This is a genomic window from Mucilaginibacter sp. (genome assembly GCF_964263795.1).
In the GTDB taxonomy this organism is placed as follows: domain Bacteria; phylum Bacteroidota; class Bacteroidia; order Sphingobacteriales; family Sphingobacteriaceae; genus Mucilaginibacter.
Map to the genome: position 1 here is coordinate 141354 of NZ_CAXVWK010000016.1, position 17642 is coordinate 158995.

Consider the following 17642-nt stretch of genomic DNA (forward strand, 5'->3'; position numbering starts at 1 on the left):
TATTCAAACCCAACTATTTAGAAAAAAATCATGAAAACACTTGCCCTATTTTTAACGCTGATGTTTGCTACATCTGCAGCGCCAACGCTATACAAGTTTAAATTAACCGATATAGACGGTAAGGCTTTTTCATTAAAAAAATACAAAGGCAAAAAAGTGCTGATTGTAAATACTGCATCGAAATGTGGTTTTACAAAACAGTATGCCGAATTACAAAAACTGGCCGATCAGTATAAAGACAAGTTAGTTGTTGTTGGCTTTCCGGCAAATAACTTTGGCCAACAGGAGCCTGGTACCAACACCGATATCAAAACCTTCTGCGAAAAGAATTTTGGTGTTACCTTCCCGCTAAGCACAAAAGTAAGCGTTAAAGGCGATGACATTGACCCGTTATTTGCTTACCTGACCTCGGAGCCAAATCCTGACTTTACCGGTGAGATTAAATGGAATTTCGAAAAATTCCTGATAGACGAGAATGGCAAGCTTATTCACCGCTACCGTTCAACCGCTACACCTTTATCTGAAGAAATAACTAAGAATTTATAAGCATTCGCTAACATCAAATAAACAAAAAAAGGAGGCCTTTGAGGTCTCCTTTTTTTGTTTAGCTACATACCAACTTTGTGTCGCTGATTAATAATTCAATTAATCTTTTGCCTTCTCTTTGGCGGATTTCTCTTTCGCTTTTTGAGCAGCCTCCTGTACTTTACGGATAGAATCTTGCTTAGCTTTAGCGGCTTTCTTTTTCTTGTTAAAAAATCCCTTTAGCAAAAAATTGCTTTGTGCAGCCTTAAGGTCTTCGTTAAGGGTGGCGGTAGTGCTATGCACGCCCTTCATGGTGGTTTTAGCTTGCTGTACGGTACCTTCAAGATCGCGGGCTATCTTATCGCTATTTAATAGACGGCCAATACTCCCCTGGCCTCTATTAACTTTGTTTACGATGGCTGCCAGGCCCTCTGTAAGCTCGGCGGCGTTATCGGCAACTTTAGTAAGCTTGTTCATCACCTTGTCAATATCCATCGGGTTAACAGATGTCAGTTCGTTTCCTTCGCTAACTTCCTGGGTGCTGGATACACCGCCCGGTGCAATTACAATCAATTTATCGCCCATCAGTCCGTCACTGCCAATGCTCAGTTTGGAATCCTTTTTAATGAATTTCTTAACAGAGTTGTTCAGGCTCAGGTCAACCCTTACAGAACTATCAGTAACAATATTAATGGCCTCTACCACCCCAACGTTAATACCCGCAAAGCGCACATTGTTACCAACGGTTAATCCATTTACGTTTTTAAATGTGCCGTATACCCTAAAGGTAGAGCTGAAAAGGCTTTTTTGATTGCCGATAAAAAATACGGCCAATACCAGGATAACAAACCCTATTAAGGTGAACAAACCGATCCTTATTTTTTGTGATGATGTGGTTCTCATGCTGTTTCGATAAAAAATGATTTTACAAATTCGTCTTTTGATGCTTTTAGCTCATCAAAAGAGCCTTCAGCGATATATTTACCGTCGTTCATTATCACTACACGGTCGGCTGTAATTTTAGCGCATTCCATGTCGTGAGTAATGATGACTGATGTAGTTTTGTACTTCTTTTGCACCTGCAGGATCAATTCGCTGATCTCGCGCGAGGTGATAGGGTCTAAGCCGGTCGTCGGCTCATCATACAGCATTATTTCGGGCCGTACAATCATTGTTCGGGCCAGGCCTGCGCGCTTACGCATCCCTCCGGATAGGTCAGACGGCATCTTATCTATCGCTTCAGCTAAACCAACGGCTTCCAATACCTCTTCAACCCTTTGGTTAATCTCGGCATGGTCGGTCATCTTCAACACCCTGGTAAGGGGGAATTCCATATTCTCGCGTACGGTCATAGAATCATAAAGTGCACCGCTTTGAAAAAGGAAGCCAACTTTAGTTCGTAATTCCTTCAGCTCCTCATTGTTCATTTCAGCTACCTCTTCGCCAAAAACCTTAACGGTGCCGCTGTCCTGGGTTAGCAACCCTACAATACACTGTATAGTTACTGACTTGCCCTGACCGGATTTACCCAGTACAACTACATTCTCTCCTCTGCAAATCTTTAAGGTAATGTCTTTCAAAACCTGCTTTGTGCCGAACGACTTGCTGATATGCTCAATGTCTACAACCAATTCATGCTTGGATGGCTCGGCTTCGCCTTTATACTTGTTTACCTGCTCTTCCATATTATCTGTAATAAAGTAAGCTGGTGATCTGTACGGCAATGGCGTCAATAACAAAGATCCACAAGGAGGCTGTCACTACTGCCGAATTCGCAGCAAGGCCTACGCTCTCGGTGCCTTTATCCGAATGGAAGCCTTTATAGCAACCCACAAAGCCAATTGCAAAGCCGAAGAAAAATGTTTTAACAACTGCCGGTAAGAAGTCAATAAATTCCAGTGATGAAATACATTTGGTAAAATAAAGATGGAAACTTATATCATCTGTAAAGTTGAGCGCTAAAAAACCTCCTCCTAAACCGATAACATCGCCCATCAACGCAAGAATAGGCACCATGATTGTTGCTGCCAGGATGCGGGTTACAACCAGGTATTGCGTAGGGTTGGCACCAGACACCTCCATTGCATCTATCTGCTCGGTAACTTTCATACTACCCAGTTCGGCACCAATGCTTGATGCAATTTTGCCGGCACAGATAATTGCCGTTATCACCGGGCCCATTTCGCGAATGAATGAAACAGCAAGCGTTTTAGGCAGCATTGCCTCGGCCCCCATGTCAACCATAGATGGCCGCAATTGCAAAATAAGCACCAGCCCCATAATGAATGAAGTGAGGCCAACCAGCATAAACGACTTGTAGCCAATTTCATAACACTGGCGCACAAACTCGCTCCACTCAAAGCCGCCCTTAAAAATATTCCGGAAGAATTGCGTAAAAAAAACACCTTGTTCGACAACGCTTTCAAGCCATTTTTTATACCCGGGTACTGCCTGATCTGCCATAATTTATTAGTTACTTGCGAGTTATAAACAATTTGTTTACCATTTGTTTTGTTGGCACGAATTATAATTTGAGGCCTAGTAATTCATGGGTACCTCTATGATCAATAATTGGCTCTTTTGGTTCATTTGTATGGTAAACAAACTGGTATCATAAACACCTGCAGCATCCCTTTTGTTTAAGTCACTACCGTTGATATTTACACCGCCCTCCAGTACAAACACATAAGCACCATTACCGTCAGTCTTTACCCGGTAATCAATACTTTGTCCGGCATCGAAATTACCCATCGAAAAGGTAGTATCCTGATTAAGCCAAAGCGAGCCGGCGGCATTTCTATCCGGCGATATCAAGGTTACTAATTAATTGGGAATTAGTAATTCTGCAAAGCTTTTCTGGTCGTATCTCGGTTTGATATTGCGTTCTTTCGGGAAAACCCAAATCTGCAATGATTCGGTAGCAGTAGTTGGCGAAGGATTAAATTCCGAATGCGTTACGCCGGCACCTGCGCTCATCACCTGCACATCGCCGGCGTTGATCACTCCCGAGTTGCCCATGCTGTCTTTATGCTCCAGGGCGCCTTTCAAAACTATGGTCGTAATTTCCATATTATCATGAGGATGCGCGCCAAACCCCCGGCCAGCTGCAATAATATCGTCATTTAATACGCGCAATACACCAAAATTGGTTTTCTCGGGGTTATAATATGGTCCAAAGCTAAAAGAGAAATTCGCTTTTAGCCAGCCGATATCATTTGAGCCACGCTCATTTGCAGGATAAACTATCTGTTTCATAATAAATTAAATCTTATATGTTTAAACATACAATATTTATTCCACAATAATTTATATGTATTTTTGCAAATTAATTGACCTTAATGGCATATAAAGCAATTGTAGCGGGGGCAAGCGGCCTAATTGGCAGTAATTTGGTAGATGCATTGTTAGCTTCTCCCGATTATGAAGAAGTACTTGTGCTTGTGAGAAAGGAATTGCCTGTGCAGCATAAAAAACTGGTGCAGTTAGTAATTAATTTCGACGACCTTAATAAGCATGCAGCAGCCATTACTGGCCACGCGGCGTTTTGTTGTTTAGGAACAACAAAAGCGCAAACGCCAAATGAAGCGGAATATCGAAAAATAGATTTTGAATATCCCCTCGCGATGGCGCAATTAGCTAAGCAAAACGGGGTTGATCAGCTTCATCTGGTATCGTCAATTGGTGCAGATAGTTCTTCGCCGTTCTTTTATACCAGGCTCAAAGGCGAATTGGAAAATGCGTTGCAGAAGTTAAATTTTTCGGCGCTGCACATCTATCAACCATCTATGCTGGTCGGGCACCGCACAAAGCCCAGGGCTTTTGAAGGCGTATTAATAGCCGCCTTTAAATTATTAAACCCGTTGATGATCGGTGGCTTAAGAAAATATAAAAGCATCAACGGCAGTACTGTGGCCAAAGCCATGTTAAAAAAATCTTTAGAGGCCGATACCGGTAACTTTATACATACATCAGATAAAATTCAATCAATTTAGTGAGCACTTATATTTCGGCCGAAAATTTAGGCCACTCCTTTCATGACAACTGGTTATTCAAAAACCTTACAATTGGCATCAACCGCGGACGGCGCGTAGCGTTAGTAGGCATTAACGGTGCAGGCAAGTCTACGCTGTTAAAAATACTTTCAGGTTCGCTTAAGCCTACAGAAGGTAAGGTTGCACAAAGTAAAGACCTTAACATAGGTTACCTGGAGCAGGATCCTCACTTTAAAGGCGCGGTTACTATCAGCGATTACATCTTTCACGCAGACAACATTCAACAGCAGCTTATCCGTCGTTATGAAGAATTACTGGAGAACGATCCGGATAATATGAAAGAGATGGATAAGGTGATGGAAGAAATGAGTGAGATTGATGCCTGGGAATACGAGTATAAGATCAAAACGATTTTGGGCAGGTTGGATATTCATCACCTTAATCAGCATATCAGTACCTTATCCGGCGGACAAAAGAAACGTTTGGCTTTAGCTAAGCTGTTAATTGAAGACCCGGAGATTTACATTTTAGATGAGCCTACCAATCACCTTGACATAGACACAATTGAGTGGCTGGAGAAATTATTGACAGAAGGTTCGAAAACGATCTTAATGGTTACGCACGATAGGTATTTCCTGGACAATGTTTGTAATGAGATCCTGGAGATAGATCGCGGCAAAATCATTCCTTATGTGGGTAATTATGGCTATTACCTGGAAAAGAAAGCCGAGCGCGAAGCATCAGATGAAGCAACTTTCCAAAAGAATTCTAACCTGTTAAGAAAAGAACTTGAGTGGATGCGCCGCCAGCCAAAGGCACGGGGAACCAAATCAAAATCGCGAATTGATGCGTTTTATGATCTGGAATCTAAAACCAAGAACAATGGCCCTAAGCAAAATGTAGAATTAAGTGTTAAAACTGCAAGACAGGGCAACAAGATCATGGAGATGGAAGCAATCACTAAAGGCTTCAACGGAAATACTTACATAAAAGACTTTAGCTACATTTTTAAGAAAGGCGACAGGATAGGCTTAGCCGGCAGGAACGGCAGTGGCAAGTCGACTCTGTTAAATCTAATTACGGGCGGATTAACGCCGGATAGCGGTGAGATCATTAAAGGCGAAACTACTGTTATTGGTTATTTTAATCAGTCGGGACTTAGTTTTAAGGAAGATGAGCGGGTTATAGACATCGTGAAAAATGTCGCTGAATTCATCACCATGGCGGATGGAAAAATGATCTCTGCCTCTGCCCTGCTTACTTTGTTCCTCTTTCCCCCTGCCAAGCAATATGGTATGGTGTCAAAATTGAGCGGTGGCGAAAAAAAGCGCCTTCACTTGATGAGCATACTGATCAAAAACCCGAATTTTTTAATCTTGGATGAGCCAACTAATGATTTGGATATAGATACATTGAATGTACTAGAAGAGTTTTTGACCAACTTTCCCGGTATTTTAATAATGGTGTCCCATGATAGATACCTGTTAGATAAGCTTACCGATCAGCTATTCATTATGGAAGGCGAAGGGCATGTGAAGATCTATAACGGCAATTACTCATCCTACAGGATAGAATTAGAGGAAAGTAAACAGCAAAATAAAAAGCCGGCTGCACCAACCAGCCCTATACAGCTGGAACAACCAAAAAAGGCTAAATTGAGCTTTAAGGAAGAAAAGGAATTTGAAGGCCTTGAAAAAGAAATTGCTGATATAGAGACTAAACTTAAAGAGACAGCCGATCAGTTAAACACAACTAATATCGATACGAAAGAACTTACTAAATTAACTGATAAAATCACTTATCTAAATAAGCAGTTAGAGGCTAAAACGGCGCGTTGGATTGAATTAGGCGAACTTAAAGAAGCATGATATGAAAGTGTCTGACATCATCGCATCATTAGGTGTAACCATTTTATTAATCGCTTTTCTGTTAAACCTGTATAAAAAGCTACCAGCATATAGTCGTTGGTATAGCGGAATGAACTTTCTTGGTGCGGGTTTATGTGGTGCGTCGTCCTATATGATCACTTTTTATCCGTTCGTAGTGCTGGAAAGCATTTGGGCTGCATTTGCGTTATGGTCATTTATCAAAGTTCCACGTGGAACATCAAATTAATACTTAATAATGTTCCACGTGGAACATGGAGGTTATATGTTTAAAAAATACAATGTAATTGTTGTAGGGGCCGGACATGCAGGATGTGAAGCCGCTGCGGCTGCAGCCAATTTAGGCTCATCCGTTTTGCTTATTACCATGAATATGGGTACGATTGCGCAAATGAGCTGCAATCCCGCAATGGGTGGTGTTGCAAAAGGGCAAATAGTGCGGGAGATAGATGCATTAGGTGGATATTCGGGCATTATCACGGATAAAACGTCGTTGCAATTTAGGATGCTGAATCTATCAAAAGGCCCTGCAATGTGGAGCCCCAGGGCACAAAGCGACCGTGCAAGATTTGCAGAAGAATGGCGTATGGCTTTAGAAAAAACACCTAATGTTGATTTTTGGCAGGACACAGTTACATCCCTTTTAGTAAGCGGCAACACAATTAAGGGAGTGCGTACATCTATTGGTGTTGAAATAGAAGCCGACGCTGTGGTATTAACAAACGGTACATTTTTAAATGGCATAATCCACATAGGCGAAAAGAAATTCGGCGGCGGTCGTTCAGGCGAGAAGTCAGCGACTGGTCTAACCGAGCAGTTAGTGACCCTCGGTTTTGAATCAGGCCGAATGAAAACCGGTACCCCACCCCGGGTAGATGGCCGCAGCCTTAACTATGCTTTAATGGAGGAGCAATGGGGCGACGAGGAACGCGGACGTTTCTCCTACACTGACGTGCCTTTAGTAGAAGATCAACGCTGTTGCTGGATAACATATACTAATACCAAAGTACACGAAACACTTAAAGAAGGTTTCGAAAAGTCGCCCATGTTTACAGGCCGCATTAAAGGCCTGGGTCCACGATATTGCCCTTCAATTGAGGATAAGATCAATCGTTTTGCCGAGCGGGACCGGCACCAAATATTTGTAGAACCGGAAGGATGGAATACGGTGGAGATCTACGTTAACGGCTTCTCTACATCATTACCAGAAGACGTACAATATAAAGCATTGACGCAAATCCCGGGATTTGAAACTGCAAAAATGTTTAGGCCGGGGTATGCTATAGAATATGATTACTTCCCGCCTACTCAGTTAGATTTAACCTTAGAGACCAAATTAGTTAGCAACCTATACTTTGCGGGGCAAATTAATGGTACTACTGGCTACGAAGAAGCCGCATCGCAAGGATTTATAGCGGGTATTAACGCGCACCAAAAGATCAATGATAAACATGAACTGATCTTGAAAAGATCGGAGTCATATATCGGTGTGTTAATAGATGACTTGGTAACCAAGGGTACTGAAGAACCGTACCGGATGTTTACCTCGCGTGCAGAACATCGACTCCTGTTAAGGCAAGACAACGCAGATATTCGATTAAGCCCAATGGGACATGAGTTGGGTTTAATTAGCGAAGAACGGCTGCAGAAAGTAAATAAAAAGATTAAAGAGTCTGATGAGTTAGTTGCCTTTACCCGAAGTAAAAGTATTGATCCGGCCATGGTAAATAACCTGCTGGAAGAGAGTGGTACAAGCCCTATCAACCAAAGTGCTAAATTATTCAATCTACTAAGCCGCCCTCAAATAGGCTTTAAAGAGTTGAAACACGTAGATGCCTCATTACGAGATAAACTATCGGCTTATGACAAAGAAACAATTGAACAAGCTGAAATAAAAATTAAATACGAGAGTTACTTTATTAAAGAAATGGAAATTGTCGACCGGATGAAAAAAATGGAAGACCGGGAAATTAATCCTGAATTTGATTACAGTCAACTGGTTTCACTTTCAAAAGAAGCCCGGGAAAAACTAAGGAAGATAAAACCGAGAACATTAGGCCAGGCATCCCGAATTTCGGGTGTATCACCGTCAGACGTATCGGTTTTAATGGTACATGTGTCGAGATAATTTATAACTTATTGTATTTCAGCAATTTATAATAAATTAAGTATAGAGCACTTTTTCAAACTTTTGATATCAGCGTTCATAAAAACATAAAAGTCGCTTATAGGGCAAAAAAACCATGTTAAATACAAAGTCTGCTTTTTTGTACAAAATTTCGTGTTTCTTTTTGGTAATTATAGCTCTCTGTGGCTGTGCAGCAATGCAACGCCCCACCGGCGGACCGCGAGATCTGACGCCACCTAAAATTTTGAAGGCCACACCAGAAAACATGACCCGTAATTTCACCGCTAAAAGTATCCGGCTGGAATTTGACGAGTTTTACAAATTGCAAAACCAATATCAGGAGATCAGCATTAGTCCCGTGATGGAAAAGCAGCCGGAGTACAAGATCAATAAGAAAACGCTGACGATAGAATTTAAAGATTCGCTTTTAAAAAATACAACCTACGTGATCAACTTTGGTAAAGCCATTGCCGATGTTAACGAAAGCAACGTACTCAAAAATTTTACTTATGTATTTTCAACCGGTAGCCACATCGACTCGCTGAGTATCTCCGGATCGGTAATCAACACCACAACCCAGGAAAAAGAAAAGGATGCCACGGTAATGTTATTTGCCTTAAAGGATGATTCGTTACTTTTCGGTAAAAAGAAACCAACCATATTTACTACCACTGACACCGCCGGTAACTTTTCCTTGAATAACCTTCGTGAAGACACATACCGCATCTACGCTTTAAAGGAACCCAGCCCGGATAAGATCTACAACAAAGATGAAGAACTGATAGGTTTCTTAAAAAAGCCCGTTAAAGTTGATAAGGATACATCCGGCGTACAGTTAAAATTATTTAAGCAGGTGCCCAATAAGTTCCGTACAGATAAGAAGTTTGATAACGATGGCAAGATGCTTTTTGTGTTCAACAAGAAACTGGTAAACCCGTCGGTCAAAATCATATACCCGGCAGCACTGGATAACCAGAAGATTGTAGAGATCAGCAAAACCAAAGACACCGCCATGGTTTACATGCGCGATATGAACTTCGATTCGATAAGGGTAGCGTTTTATGACAACAATAAACCGCTGGATAGTGTAAGCTTACTAAAAGGACGAAAAGAAGTGTTTACCCGCAATGTAACCTTCAGATATAACATTAACCGAGATAATAAATTACGGCCCGGCAGCGACCTTGCCATTACCGCCAGCCTGCCAATAGAAAGTTATAGTACTTCGCTGATCGGTTTAAAGGAAGATTCCGTAGAAGTCTCGAATCTGTCATTTGAACGCGATACAGCCAACACAAGGACTTTGTTTATCCGCAGCCGTTACCGGCCTAACAGCAAATACGAGTTGATTATAAATGAAGGGGCGTTCACAGATATTTATGGCGACAAAAATAAACGGCAAGGCATCCGTTTCCAGGGGGATAAGACGGAGAACTACAGCATCCTGACCTTAAAGGTTGCAGTACCGGAGGCAAATAAACAGTACGTAGTTGAAATATTGAACGATCAAAAGACCGTATTACGATCTGATGTAGTCACTAAAAATTCCTCGCTGGTTTACCGTAATTTTTTAACGGGAAAATATCGGTTTAGGGTAATTTATGACGATAATAAAAACAGCTTATGGGACAGCGGAAACGTTTCCCGAAAATCATACCCGGAAAACATTTGGTTAGGAGATAAAGAGATTAATCTTCGGCCCAATTGGGACGCCGAAGAATCACTGGAAATACCAAAGGAAACGGTTACTCCTTAAACCAGCCGGAATACATAATATACTTTTGCGGGAGTTTTTCCAATAAAGCCTTTTGCTCATCAGTCAAAGGCTTAATTTTTTTTGCCGGGCTGCCGGCATAAAGGTATCCTGATTCGCATACCGTACGCTCTAACACTACAGAACCAGCGCCTATGATCACGTAGGGCTCTACTACGGCATCATCCATTACAATAGCACCCATGCCTATCAAAACATTATCGTGCAGCGTACAGCCATGTACAATAGCATTATGGCCGATAGATACATTATTGCCTATATTGGTGGGCGCCTTTAAATAAGTAGCATGGATACAAGCCCCATCCTGTATGTTGGTGTTATTCCCTATTTTTATATAATGCACATCGCCGCGAATAACAGCGTTAAACCAAACTGAGCAATTATCGCCCATTACCACATCACCAACTATGGTAGCATTTGGTGCGATAAAACAATCGCGGCCCCATTCTGGAGTTTTATCTTTAACCGGTAGAATAACCATTTTAGTTTGATTTATTGAATGACTGAGTTAGTGATTAAAATAATTGTTAGCTTTGGCTAATAAGCGGAAATAGCTCAGCTGGTAGAGCATCAGTTTCCCAAACTGAAGGCCGCGGGTTCGAATCCCGTTTTCCGCTCTTAATCTTCTATAAAATCCCAAGGGATTTCTTCTTTAAATATGGATATATAAAGCTCCATATCCTCTAAACTTATTTCTGCTTTAAACAGCTTTATTGTTCTCGACCTATCTGTATCGTCTCTAAATATTTCAGCAATTAATTGATTGTTTTTAAAACTTCAATACCTATTCCATCCCGTTCACTGACATCACTTGCAATAACAATCCTATCTTTAATTTCCATAATTATCAGAATTAAAAAACCGTATCCACCAAAAATTTCTGATGTTCCGGGTAATCGGTTGTATAGTGCAATCCCCTGCTCTCGTGCCTGGCCATAGCCGATTTAACCACCAGATACGATACCTGGATCAAATTCCTCAGCTCACAAAGCTTAACGGATAGCTTGGTTTGCTTATAAAAAGATTCCGTTTCTTCATACAGTAAACCCAGGCGCCGCATGGCACGCTCCAGCCTAAAATCCGACCGGACAATGCCTACATAGTCATTCATGAGTTTTTGCATCTCTCGAATGTTGTGCGTAACCAAAATATCCTCGTTAGATAGCTTTACCCCGTGCTCATTCCAGTCGGGAATATTCTCAGGTATTTCAAAATCCGCAAAGCCTACAACCGCATCTTTGTATACGCGGTGCGCAAATACCAAAGCTTCTAATAAAGAGTTAGACGCTAACCGGTTAGCGCCATGTAAACCTGTAGACGAGCATTCGCCACAGGCATATAACCGGTTAATAGACGACCGGCCGCTATGATCTACCAATACGCCACCACACATATAATGGCATGCGGGCGCAACGGGTATCATATCCTTAGTCATATCCAACCCAATCTCTAAACACTTGGCATAAATATTAGGGAAGTGTTCCAAAATATCTTTCTTTTTCTTATGCCGGATATCCAGGTAAACAAAATCCTCACCAGATTTTTTTATTTCGGCATCTATGGCGCGGGCAACAATATCACGCGGTGCCAATGATTTGCGCTCGTCGTATTCCTGCATAAATTCTTCACCATTTGTACGGCGCAATACCCCGCCCATACCGCGCACGGCTTCTGATATCAGGAATGACGGATACTCGCCGGGGTTATACAACGCCGTTGGATGGAACTGGATAAACTCCATGTTCCGTACCTTTCCTTTGGCACGGTAAACCATGGCTACACCATCACCGGTAGCAATTGTAGGGTTGGTAGTTACCGAATAAATATGCCCGGCACCGCCCGAAGCCATAACGGTAACCTTCGACAGGATCTTCTCTACCTGATTGTTATCCGTATTAAAGGCGTAGATCCCGTAACATTTAATATCATCAGTCGCTTTACTTACAAACTGGCCCAAATGGTGCTGGGTGATCAGGTCGACGGCAAAATAATGGGTTAAAATTTCAATGTTTGGTTCGCGGTGAATCTCTTCTAGCAAGGCACGTTCTATCTCAAAGCCGGTGATATCTTTATAGTGCAATACCCGGAATTCGGAGTGGCCGCCCTCTTTGGCAAGATCATAAATACCTTCTTTATTCATATCGAAGTTGGTACCATAATCAATAATCTCGCGAATACGGTCCGGTCCTTCTTTTACAACAGCCTCTACAACTTCCTTGTCGCAAAGGCCGTCGCCGGCTATCAGGGTATCATTTATATGCTTTTCAAACGAATCTTCTTTTTTATCAACAACAACGGCAACACCGCCCTGAGCATACTTAGTGTTACTTTCATCTTCGTTGGCCTTTGTAACTATCAGTACCTTACCATGCTTTGCAGCCTTTAGTGCAAAACTTAACCCGGCAATGCCCGATCCTACCACAAGGAAATCAACAGTTTTAGTCATGTTTAGTGTATGTATTGTGTAAAAGTAGCCTTTATGTTAATAAGCGGTATAAAACGTGTTAACTTTATGTAAGTAAAATTCTAACAAATAAACATAGTGTGAACAACTCGGCATTTTAAAGATTTTACGTTTACTTTTGAGCGATTTGTAAGACGCTTTGCCGGCGAAATTAACATTTTATTGAGCGGGTAATTATTAACAAATAACTTTTGAAATTAAATGTTGTTTGTCACATCAATCTTAAAATCAGTAAAGTAAAAACTAAACGGGCGTTGGTAACTGTTAATAAGTATTGATAACCAATATTTACATCATTTGTAAATACTACTTATAAACATAACTAACACCTTAATAACAATAGTTTTATTTATATATATAAAAAGAGTTATTATTAATTGATTTGTGGAATGGATATCTTCGAAGAAATAAAAGTGAAAGGTTTTGTTGACGAGCACATCGATCCGTCGCTTGACCTTTTTGCTGAAATAGAAAAGCTTAAAAAAGAAAAAAATGCGGTTATACTGGCCCACTATTACCAGGAAGGAGATATTCAGGATATTGCCGATTATATTGGCGATAGCCTGGGCTTATCTCAGCAAGCCGCTAAAACAGATGCTGACATCATTGTTTTTGCCGGCGTACACTTCATGGCCGAAACCGCTAAGATTTTGTCGCCTGACAAGAAAGTTTTGTTACCGGATCTGAAAGCCGGTTGCTCATTGGCCGACAGCTGCCCGCCGCATTTGTTCAAAAAATTCAAAGAGAATTATCCCGACCATCTGGTGATCACTTATGTGAATTGTACGGCAGAACTAAAGGCATTAAGCGATATAGTTTGTACCAGCAGTAATGCGGTGCAGATTGTAGAAAGCTTGCCGGAGGAGCAGAAGATCATCTTCGGGCCCGACAGGAATTTAGGTGCCTGGGTTGCCAAAAAAACAGGCCGCGACCTGGTGTTATGGAACGGTGCCTGTATGGTGCATGAGATATTTAGCAGGGAGAAAATCACTAAGCTGAAAGAGCGGTACCCCAATGCGAAGATCCTGGCCCACCCCGAGTGTGAGGAGGTTATATTACAAATGGCCGATTATATAGGATCGACCACGGGGATTTTAAAGTATGCTACCAACAGCCCCGAAAAGGAATTTATAGTAGCTACAGAGGCCGGTATATTGCACCAGATGCAAAAGGATAACCCTGGTAAAGTGTTTATACCTGCGCCACCTAATAACGCTTGTGCCTGTAACGATTGTCCGCACATGAAGCGTAATACGCTGGAGAAGCTTTACCTGTGCCTGAAGAATGAAATGCCGGAAATTGAAGTGCCTGCACACATCATAGAAAGAGCTGTAAAACCTATTGAGCGGATGCTGGAGATTTCGGCAAGTTTAGGATTATAGAGGGTTTAGGATTCGTTAACAGCGTATTCAACTGTTTTTATGGTGTTACCAGAAAAACTAAAACGAATTGATTCCCCTTGTTCAATACCTGATGAATCAGTTATGATTACAAACACACCGTTTTGGTCTTTTTCTGCAAATGATTTAGGAAAATACTTTCTTATCAGATCTGAGGAACCACCAACCGAAAAAGGTTTAGAGATTTTTTTATTTATTAAAAAAGAGAAAGAAGCTCCTTTGTCAACAATATTAATAAACTCAAGTGAACCCATTACGGTTGAGACTTCAAAACCTTTGTAGTAATAAGTTTTCACCTTATCTGTTCCAGCAGTTTCCCATGGCTTCTTTGAAATTTTAATAGGATGGCCTAACAAACTGACTATAGTACGATCGTTTAGTGACGAAAATTTTATCTGTTTACCATTAACAGTTAAAAAAAGTTGGTTAAACTTTAATGTTTCCGTTTTGGTTTGAGAATATGCTGTACCAAAACACGACAGCATTAATATTAAAAAGGTAAATCTTTTCATAATGGGTATAAAAGTCATTGCGAACTAAAAACCAACTACCTGTAAGTATATAGGATATGCTTTCAAGTAGATACTTCGTACCTCGCAATGACGGGTGGATTTATAGTTAGGATGCTTATTTACAAAGCATCCTTTTTAATTTCAATAGCGTCCTGTACGCTTTGCGGCAGGTTAGAGAACAAATTATAACCGGTTGCTTTTTCAATATCACGAACAGTAACCCGGTAGTTTTTCCAATCGGTACTGGTGGTATTGATATTTGGCGTATTAACGGCAATAACCCTTGTGTTTGCAGATACCCTGCCTAAGTCGTTGTCACCGGTAGGTACAATTACAGCTACTTTCCAAACGTTGCTTGGTACGGTGACGTGGTCATTGTTAATTTTGTTGGCAGCACCGTTATTGCCCATTCCCCCAACACCGTAATTGCCCATTACAATGTAAACTTCGTTACCTTCAACAACCTGGGCACGCAGGTAATTTTCCATATTGGCCCAGGTTTGCTCGTTGTTATTTGGCGCTTGTGGTATCATATTGGTCATCAAAAAGGTAGCCGAGTTGGCACTTGCAGAACTTGTTCTGTCTGCCGAAGGGCAATTGTGGCCCCTGTCGAAACCTGAATTTTGGTAAGCATTACTTTCTACATGGTAAAAGGTAGTTGATAAGCCTATAAAGCCGGCAAAATTATCACCCCTTGGCGCTGAATTAGTAATGTTTGATGCATCTAAGTGCCAGCTCACCCAGTTGGGTGTGCCACGGTTATTACTGTACGATTCTACGTAGTAGCTTTGGTCTATCAAATAATTATCGGTCATTACTACTGCAGGCTGCGCGCCAGACGGGTTACCGAATAAAAGGTTGCTGTTGTCGCCATTTAAAGGTTGCGCATCCGTACCTGCGGTTACCCCTCTTTCGGGATTAGGGGGACTGGTCGTTTTGGTAGTATCAGCTCCGCTATTATCTGTGGCGCCACCTACAATAATACCTGCGTCACCAACACCTTTAAAGGTAATATCGTCGATATTGATACGTGGCGTTGCACCGGCTGTCGCTATTTTTTTAATTTGAAAGCGTACTTTTTTAGTCGTTACAATTTTAAATGAATCGGTAACCAGCGTTGTGTTCATCTCGTTAAAATCACTACCTAATTGTTTGTAGGTTGCTCCCCCATCATCAGACATCAATAGCTGCCAGGTTTGATTAGCATCATTACCATATTTACCGTGCTTAATACTAATCTGTTGTAATCCGCTTATATCAAACTTCATCGTAAAATCGCCGGTGCGTAAACGGACAGATTTCAAGCCGTTTTTTAAATCAGCCGCTAAATTTCCTATCAGTGCATCGTTAAAATTCCATGTACCGGTAGTTAATTGCACATCGCCTTGTTTATATTCACCTTTTGTACCCGTTTCAAAACCCTCGGTTATGGTATAAGGCTTAGGTGGTTCAACTGGTGGGGCCGGGTCAATTGCAATGCCGCCGCGGTAATCTTTGGCACAACCGGCAATAAAAAGTATGATTCCGCTAAAATAAAAAAGTAACTTTCTGTTTTTCATATAGATATAATTATTAAAGCAAAAGTAGCACGTTTAGATTAACTAAATGTTAATTGTTTTTATGTATGATAAATATTACACTTTATGATCACCTTACTGGTTACTAAATGATTAGGTAACTAATTGCTTAAGCTTTCGTATTTTTGTGAAAATTTAGATCGACCGGTGTTGTTATTTCACCTGTGATCTTTGGAAGAATTAAGTTATGTTCGAGAACGAAGAGAAAACCAATATTGAAAACTTAGGAGAGTTTGGTTTGATAGACCACCTCACTAAAAATATAAAGCTTACCCAAAAAAGTACGGTAAAAGGTGTAGGCGATGATGCTGCCGTGCTTGATTTTGACGGTAAAAAAATGCTGATATCTACCGATATGCTGTTAGAAGGCATCCACTTCGACCTGGCATATACCCCACTGAAACATTTAGGTTATAAAGCGGTACAGGTAAACCTGAGCGATATTTACGCTATGAACGGTACCGCTACCCAAATAACGGTATCTATCGGCATGAGCAGCAAGTTTCCTTTAGAAGCTATTGAGGAGTTGTATGAAGGTATTTACCTGGCATGCGGTAATTACAATGTGGATATTGTGGGCGGCGATACAACCGCATCTAAGCAGGGACTTGTGATCAGTATTACTTCTATCGGCTATGCCGACGAAAAAGATATTGTTTACCGTAACGGTGCCGAAGAGGGCGACCTGATATGTGTATCCGGCGATCTGGGTGGCGCTTATACAGGTTTACAATTATTGGAGCGCGAGAAGCTGGTTTATTTGGAGAACCCAAACATTCAGCCGGACCTGGAAGGCAAGGATTATATTGTAGAGCGCCAGCTAAAGCCCGAAGCACGTAAAGATATCATAGACCTGCTGCAGGAACTGCAGGTTAAACCTACCGCTATGATCGATGTATCTGACGGCTTGGCATCAGAGATCTTACACATTTGTAAGCAAAGCAATAAAGGCTGTAAGTTATACGAGGAAAAGATCCCTATCGACCCGATGACCTATGAAACTGCCCGTGAATTTAACCTTGACCCAACAGTATGCGCGCTAAGCGGCGGCGAAGATTATGAATTGCTGTTCACAGTTAAGCAGGCAGATTACGACAAGATCAAATTTAAGCTGGACTTTACCATCATCGGATACATTACCGAGCCTAATGAAGGCTGCAGCCTGATCACCAAATCGGGCAACCTGCATGAGTTAAAAGCGCAGGGTTGGAATGCATTTAAATCACCAACTGCCTAAAGAGGGATTTTTGCGCTCAACTACCAAAATATTCCTAAAAACAGTGTTAACCCACTTATTTTACAAATAATTGATAGTCAATTTATTAAGCATAAAAAACCGAAAAAGTGTAAACCTTTGTTAACCTTTGTTACGTTTTTTATGGGG

At 41.3% G+C, this 17642-nt stretch carries 17 protein-coding genes and 1 tRNA gene; 9 read left to right on the forward strand and 9 right to left on the reverse strand.

Annotation, left to right across the window (positions count from 1 at the left end):
* The first annotated feature begins 30 nt into the window (after window positions 1-30).
* Complete coding sequence (locus ACE5CV_RS02085) at window positions 31-546, forward strand: glutathione peroxidase (protein WP_374948491.1); 516 nt, start codon at window positions 31-33, stop codon at window positions 544-546.
* 99 nt (window positions 547-645) lie between these two features.
* Here the strand turns inward: ACE5CV_RS02085 and ACE5CV_RS02090 are convergent, their stop codons facing one another.
* The 5 genes from ACE5CV_RS02090 to ACE5CV_RS02110 form a co-directional block, all read right to left on the reverse strand.
* On the reverse strand, window positions 646-1428 hold the full coding sequence (locus ACE5CV_RS02090; RefSeq protein WP_374948492.1) for an MlaD family protein: 783 nt from the start codon (window positions 1426-1428) through the stop codon (window positions 646-648).
* The gene (locus ACE5CV_RS02095; protein WP_374948493.1) at window positions 1425-2210 is read right to left on the reverse strand and encodes an ABC transporter ATP-binding protein; all 786 of its coding nucleotides are present in this window, start codon (window positions 2208-2210) and stop codon (window positions 1425-1427) included. Before ACE5CV_RS02095 ends, ACE5CV_RS02090 begins: the two co-directional genes overlap by 4 nt.
* 1 nt (window position 2211) lies before the next feature.
* Window positions 2212-2988, reverse strand: coding sequence for an MlaE family ABC transporter permease (locus ACE5CV_RS02100; protein ID WP_374948494.1), 777 nt, complete (start codon window positions 2986-2988; stop codon window positions 2212-2214).
* Between the two features lie 75 nt (window positions 2989-3063).
* Window positions 3064-3339 (reverse strand): hypothetical protein, encoded by a 276-nt coding sequence (locus ACE5CV_RS02105; RefSeq protein ID WP_374948495.1) that lies wholly within the window; start codon window positions 3337-3339, stop codon window positions 3064-3066.
* Window positions 3340-3348: 9 nt separating this feature from the next.
* Window positions 3349-3780 carry a pirin family protein gene (locus ACE5CV_RS02110; protein WP_374948496.1) on the reverse strand — a complete coding sequence of 144 codons (432 nt, stop codon included), beginning with the start codon at window positions 3778-3780 and terminating at the stop codon, window positions 3349-3351.
* Window positions 3781-3863: 83 nt separating this feature from the next.
* On the opposite strand from ACE5CV_RS02110, the gene ACE5CV_RS02115 reads away from it, so the two are divergent.
* The 5 genes from ACE5CV_RS02115 (at window position 3864) to ACE5CV_RS02135 (ending at window position 10287) form a co-directional block, all read left to right on the forward strand.
* The gene (locus ACE5CV_RS02115; protein ID WP_374948497.1) at window positions 3864-4517 is read left to right on the forward strand and encodes an NAD(P)H-binding protein; all 654 of its coding nucleotides are present in this window, start codon (window positions 3864-3866) and stop codon (window positions 4515-4517) included.
* Entirely contained in the window at window positions 4517-6385 is a 1869-nt protein-coding gene (locus ACE5CV_RS02120; protein WP_374948498.1) for an ABC-F family ATP-binding cassette domain-containing protein, read from the forward strand. Before ACE5CV_RS02115 ends, ACE5CV_RS02120 begins: the two co-directional genes overlap by 1 nt.
* A 1-nt stretch (window position 6386) precedes the next feature.
* Window positions 6387-6632, forward strand: coding sequence for a hypothetical protein (locus ACE5CV_RS02125; protein ID WP_374948499.1), 246 nt, complete (start codon window positions 6387-6389; stop codon window positions 6630-6632).
* A gap of 36 nt (window positions 6633-6668) precedes the next feature.
* Window positions 6669-8531 (forward strand): tRNA uridine-5-carboxymethylaminomethyl(34) synthesis enzyme MnmG, encoded by a 1863-nt coding sequence (gene mnmG / locus ACE5CV_RS02130; RefSeq protein WP_374948647.1) that lies wholly within the window; start codon window positions 6669-6671, stop codon window positions 8529-8531.
* Window positions 8532-8727: 196 nt separating this feature from the next.
* Window positions 8728-10287 carry an Ig-like domain-containing protein gene (locus ACE5CV_RS02135; RefSeq protein ID WP_374948500.1) on the forward strand — a complete coding sequence of 520 codons (1560 nt, stop codon included), beginning with the start codon at window positions 8728-8730 and terminating at the stop codon, window positions 10285-10287.
* Here ACE5CV_RS02135 and ACE5CV_RS02140 read toward each other — a convergent pair.
* On the reverse strand, window positions 10277-10786 hold the full coding sequence (locus ACE5CV_RS02140) for a gamma carbonic anhydrase family protein (RefSeq protein ID WP_374948501.1): 510 nt from the start codon (window positions 10784-10786) through the stop codon (window positions 10277-10279). The two genes, ACE5CV_RS02135 and ACE5CV_RS02140, sit on opposite strands and share 11 nt — an antisense overlap.
* A 63-nt stretch (window positions 10787-10849) precedes the next feature.
* On the opposite strand from ACE5CV_RS02140, the gene ACE5CV_RS02145 reads away from it, so the two are divergent.
* Window positions 10850-10922, forward strand: a tRNA-Gly gene (locus ACE5CV_RS02145).
* Between the two features lie 236 nt (window positions 10923-11158).
* Here the strand turns inward: ACE5CV_RS02145 and nadB are convergent.
* Window positions 11159-12751: an L-aspartate oxidase gene (gene nadB / locus ACE5CV_RS02150; RefSeq protein ID WP_374948502.1), complete on the reverse strand. Its 1593-nt coding sequence runs from the start codon at window positions 12749-12751 to the stop codon at window positions 11159-11161.
* Between the two features lie 407 nt (window positions 12752-13158).
* On the opposite strand from nadB, the gene nadA reads away from it, so the two are divergent.
* Complete coding sequence (gene nadA / locus ACE5CV_RS02155) at window positions 13159-14151, forward strand: quinolinate synthase NadA (protein WP_374948503.1); 993 nt, start codon at window positions 13159-13161, stop codon at window positions 14149-14151.
* Between the two features lie 5 nt (window positions 14152-14156).
* Here nadA and ACE5CV_RS02160 read toward each other — a convergent pair whose 3' ends face one another.
* Both ACE5CV_RS02160 and ACE5CV_RS02165 read right to left on the reverse strand, forming a co-directional pair.
* Window positions 14157-14681: a hypothetical protein gene (locus ACE5CV_RS02160; protein ID WP_374948504.1), complete on the reverse strand. Its 525-nt coding sequence runs from the start codon at window positions 14679-14681 to the stop codon at window positions 14157-14159.
* A 119-nt stretch (window positions 14682-14800) separates the two neighbouring features.
* Window positions 14801-16240 (reverse strand): DNA/RNA non-specific endonuclease, encoded by a 1440-nt coding sequence (locus ACE5CV_RS02165; protein ID WP_374948505.1) that lies wholly within the window; start codon window positions 16238-16240, stop codon window positions 14801-14803.
* Between the two features lie 205 nt (window positions 16241-16445).
* Between ACE5CV_RS02165 and thiL the strand changes: the two genes are divergently transcribed.
* Window positions 16446-17495: a thiamine-phosphate kinase gene (gene thiL / locus ACE5CV_RS02170; protein WP_374948506.1), complete on the forward strand. Its 1050-nt coding sequence runs from the start codon at window positions 16446-16448 to the stop codon at window positions 17493-17495.
* The last annotated feature ends 147 nt before the right edge of the window (window positions 17496-17642 follow it).

Bases quoted from the DNA above. Each gene is read 5' to 3' on its own strand.
- ACE5CV_RS02115 (WP_374948497.1), top strand. From the start codon at position 3,864: ATGGCATATAAAGCAATTGTAGCGGGGGCAAGCGGCCTAATTGGCAGT.
- nadB (WP_374948502.1), bottom strand. From the start codon at position 12,751: ATGACTAAAACTGTTGATTTCCTTGTGGTAGGATCGGGCATTGCCGGG.
- ACE5CV_RS02085 (WP_374948491.1), top strand. From the start codon at position 31: ATGAAAACACTTGCCCTATTTTTAACGCTGATGTTTGCTACATCTGCA.
- thiL (WP_374948506.1), top strand. From the start codon at position 16,446: ATGTTCGAGAACGAAGAGAAAACCAATATTGAAAACTTAGGAGAGTTT.
- nadA (WP_374948503.1), top strand. From the start codon at position 13,159: ATGGATATCTTCGAAGAAATAAAAGTGAAAGGTTTTGTTGACGAGCAC.
- ACE5CV_RS02140 (WP_374948501.1), bottom strand. From the start codon at position 10,786: ATGGTTATTCTACCGGTTAAAGATAAAACTCCAGAATGGGGCCGCGAT.
- ACE5CV_RS02095 (WP_374948493.1), bottom strand. From the start codon at position 2,210: ATGGAAGAGCAGGTAAACAAGTATAAAGGCGAAGCCGAGCCATCCAAG.
- ACE5CV_RS02165 (WP_374948505.1), bottom strand. From the start codon at position 16,240: ATGAAAAACAGAAAGTTACTTTTTTATTTTAGCGGAATCATACTTTTT.
- ACE5CV_RS02160 (WP_374948504.1), bottom strand. From the start codon at position 14,681: ATGAAAAGATTTACCTTTTTAATATTAATGCTGTCGTGTTTTGGTACA.
- ACE5CV_RS02090 (WP_374948492.1), bottom strand. From the start codon at position 1,428: ATGAGAACCACATCATCACAAAAAATAAGGATCGGTTTGTTCACCTTA.
- ACE5CV_RS02100 (WP_374948494.1), bottom strand. From the start codon at position 2,988: ATGGCAGATCAGGCAGTACCCGGGTATAAAAAATGGCTTGAAAGCGTT.
- ACE5CV_RS02135 (WP_374948500.1), top strand. From the start codon at position 8,728: ATGCAACGCCCCACCGGCGGACCGCGAGATCTGACGCCACCTAAAATT.
- ACE5CV_RS02125 (WP_374948499.1), top strand. From the start codon at position 6,387: ATGAAAGTGTCTGACATCATCGCATCATTAGGTGTAACCATTTTATTA.
- mnmG (WP_374948647.1), top strand. From the start codon at position 6,669: ATGTTTAAAAAATACAATGTAATTGTTGTAGGGGCCGGACATGCAGGA.
- ACE5CV_RS02110 (WP_374948496.1), bottom strand. From the start codon at position 3,780: ATGAAACAGATAGTTTATCCTGCAAATGAGCGTGGCTCAAATGATATC.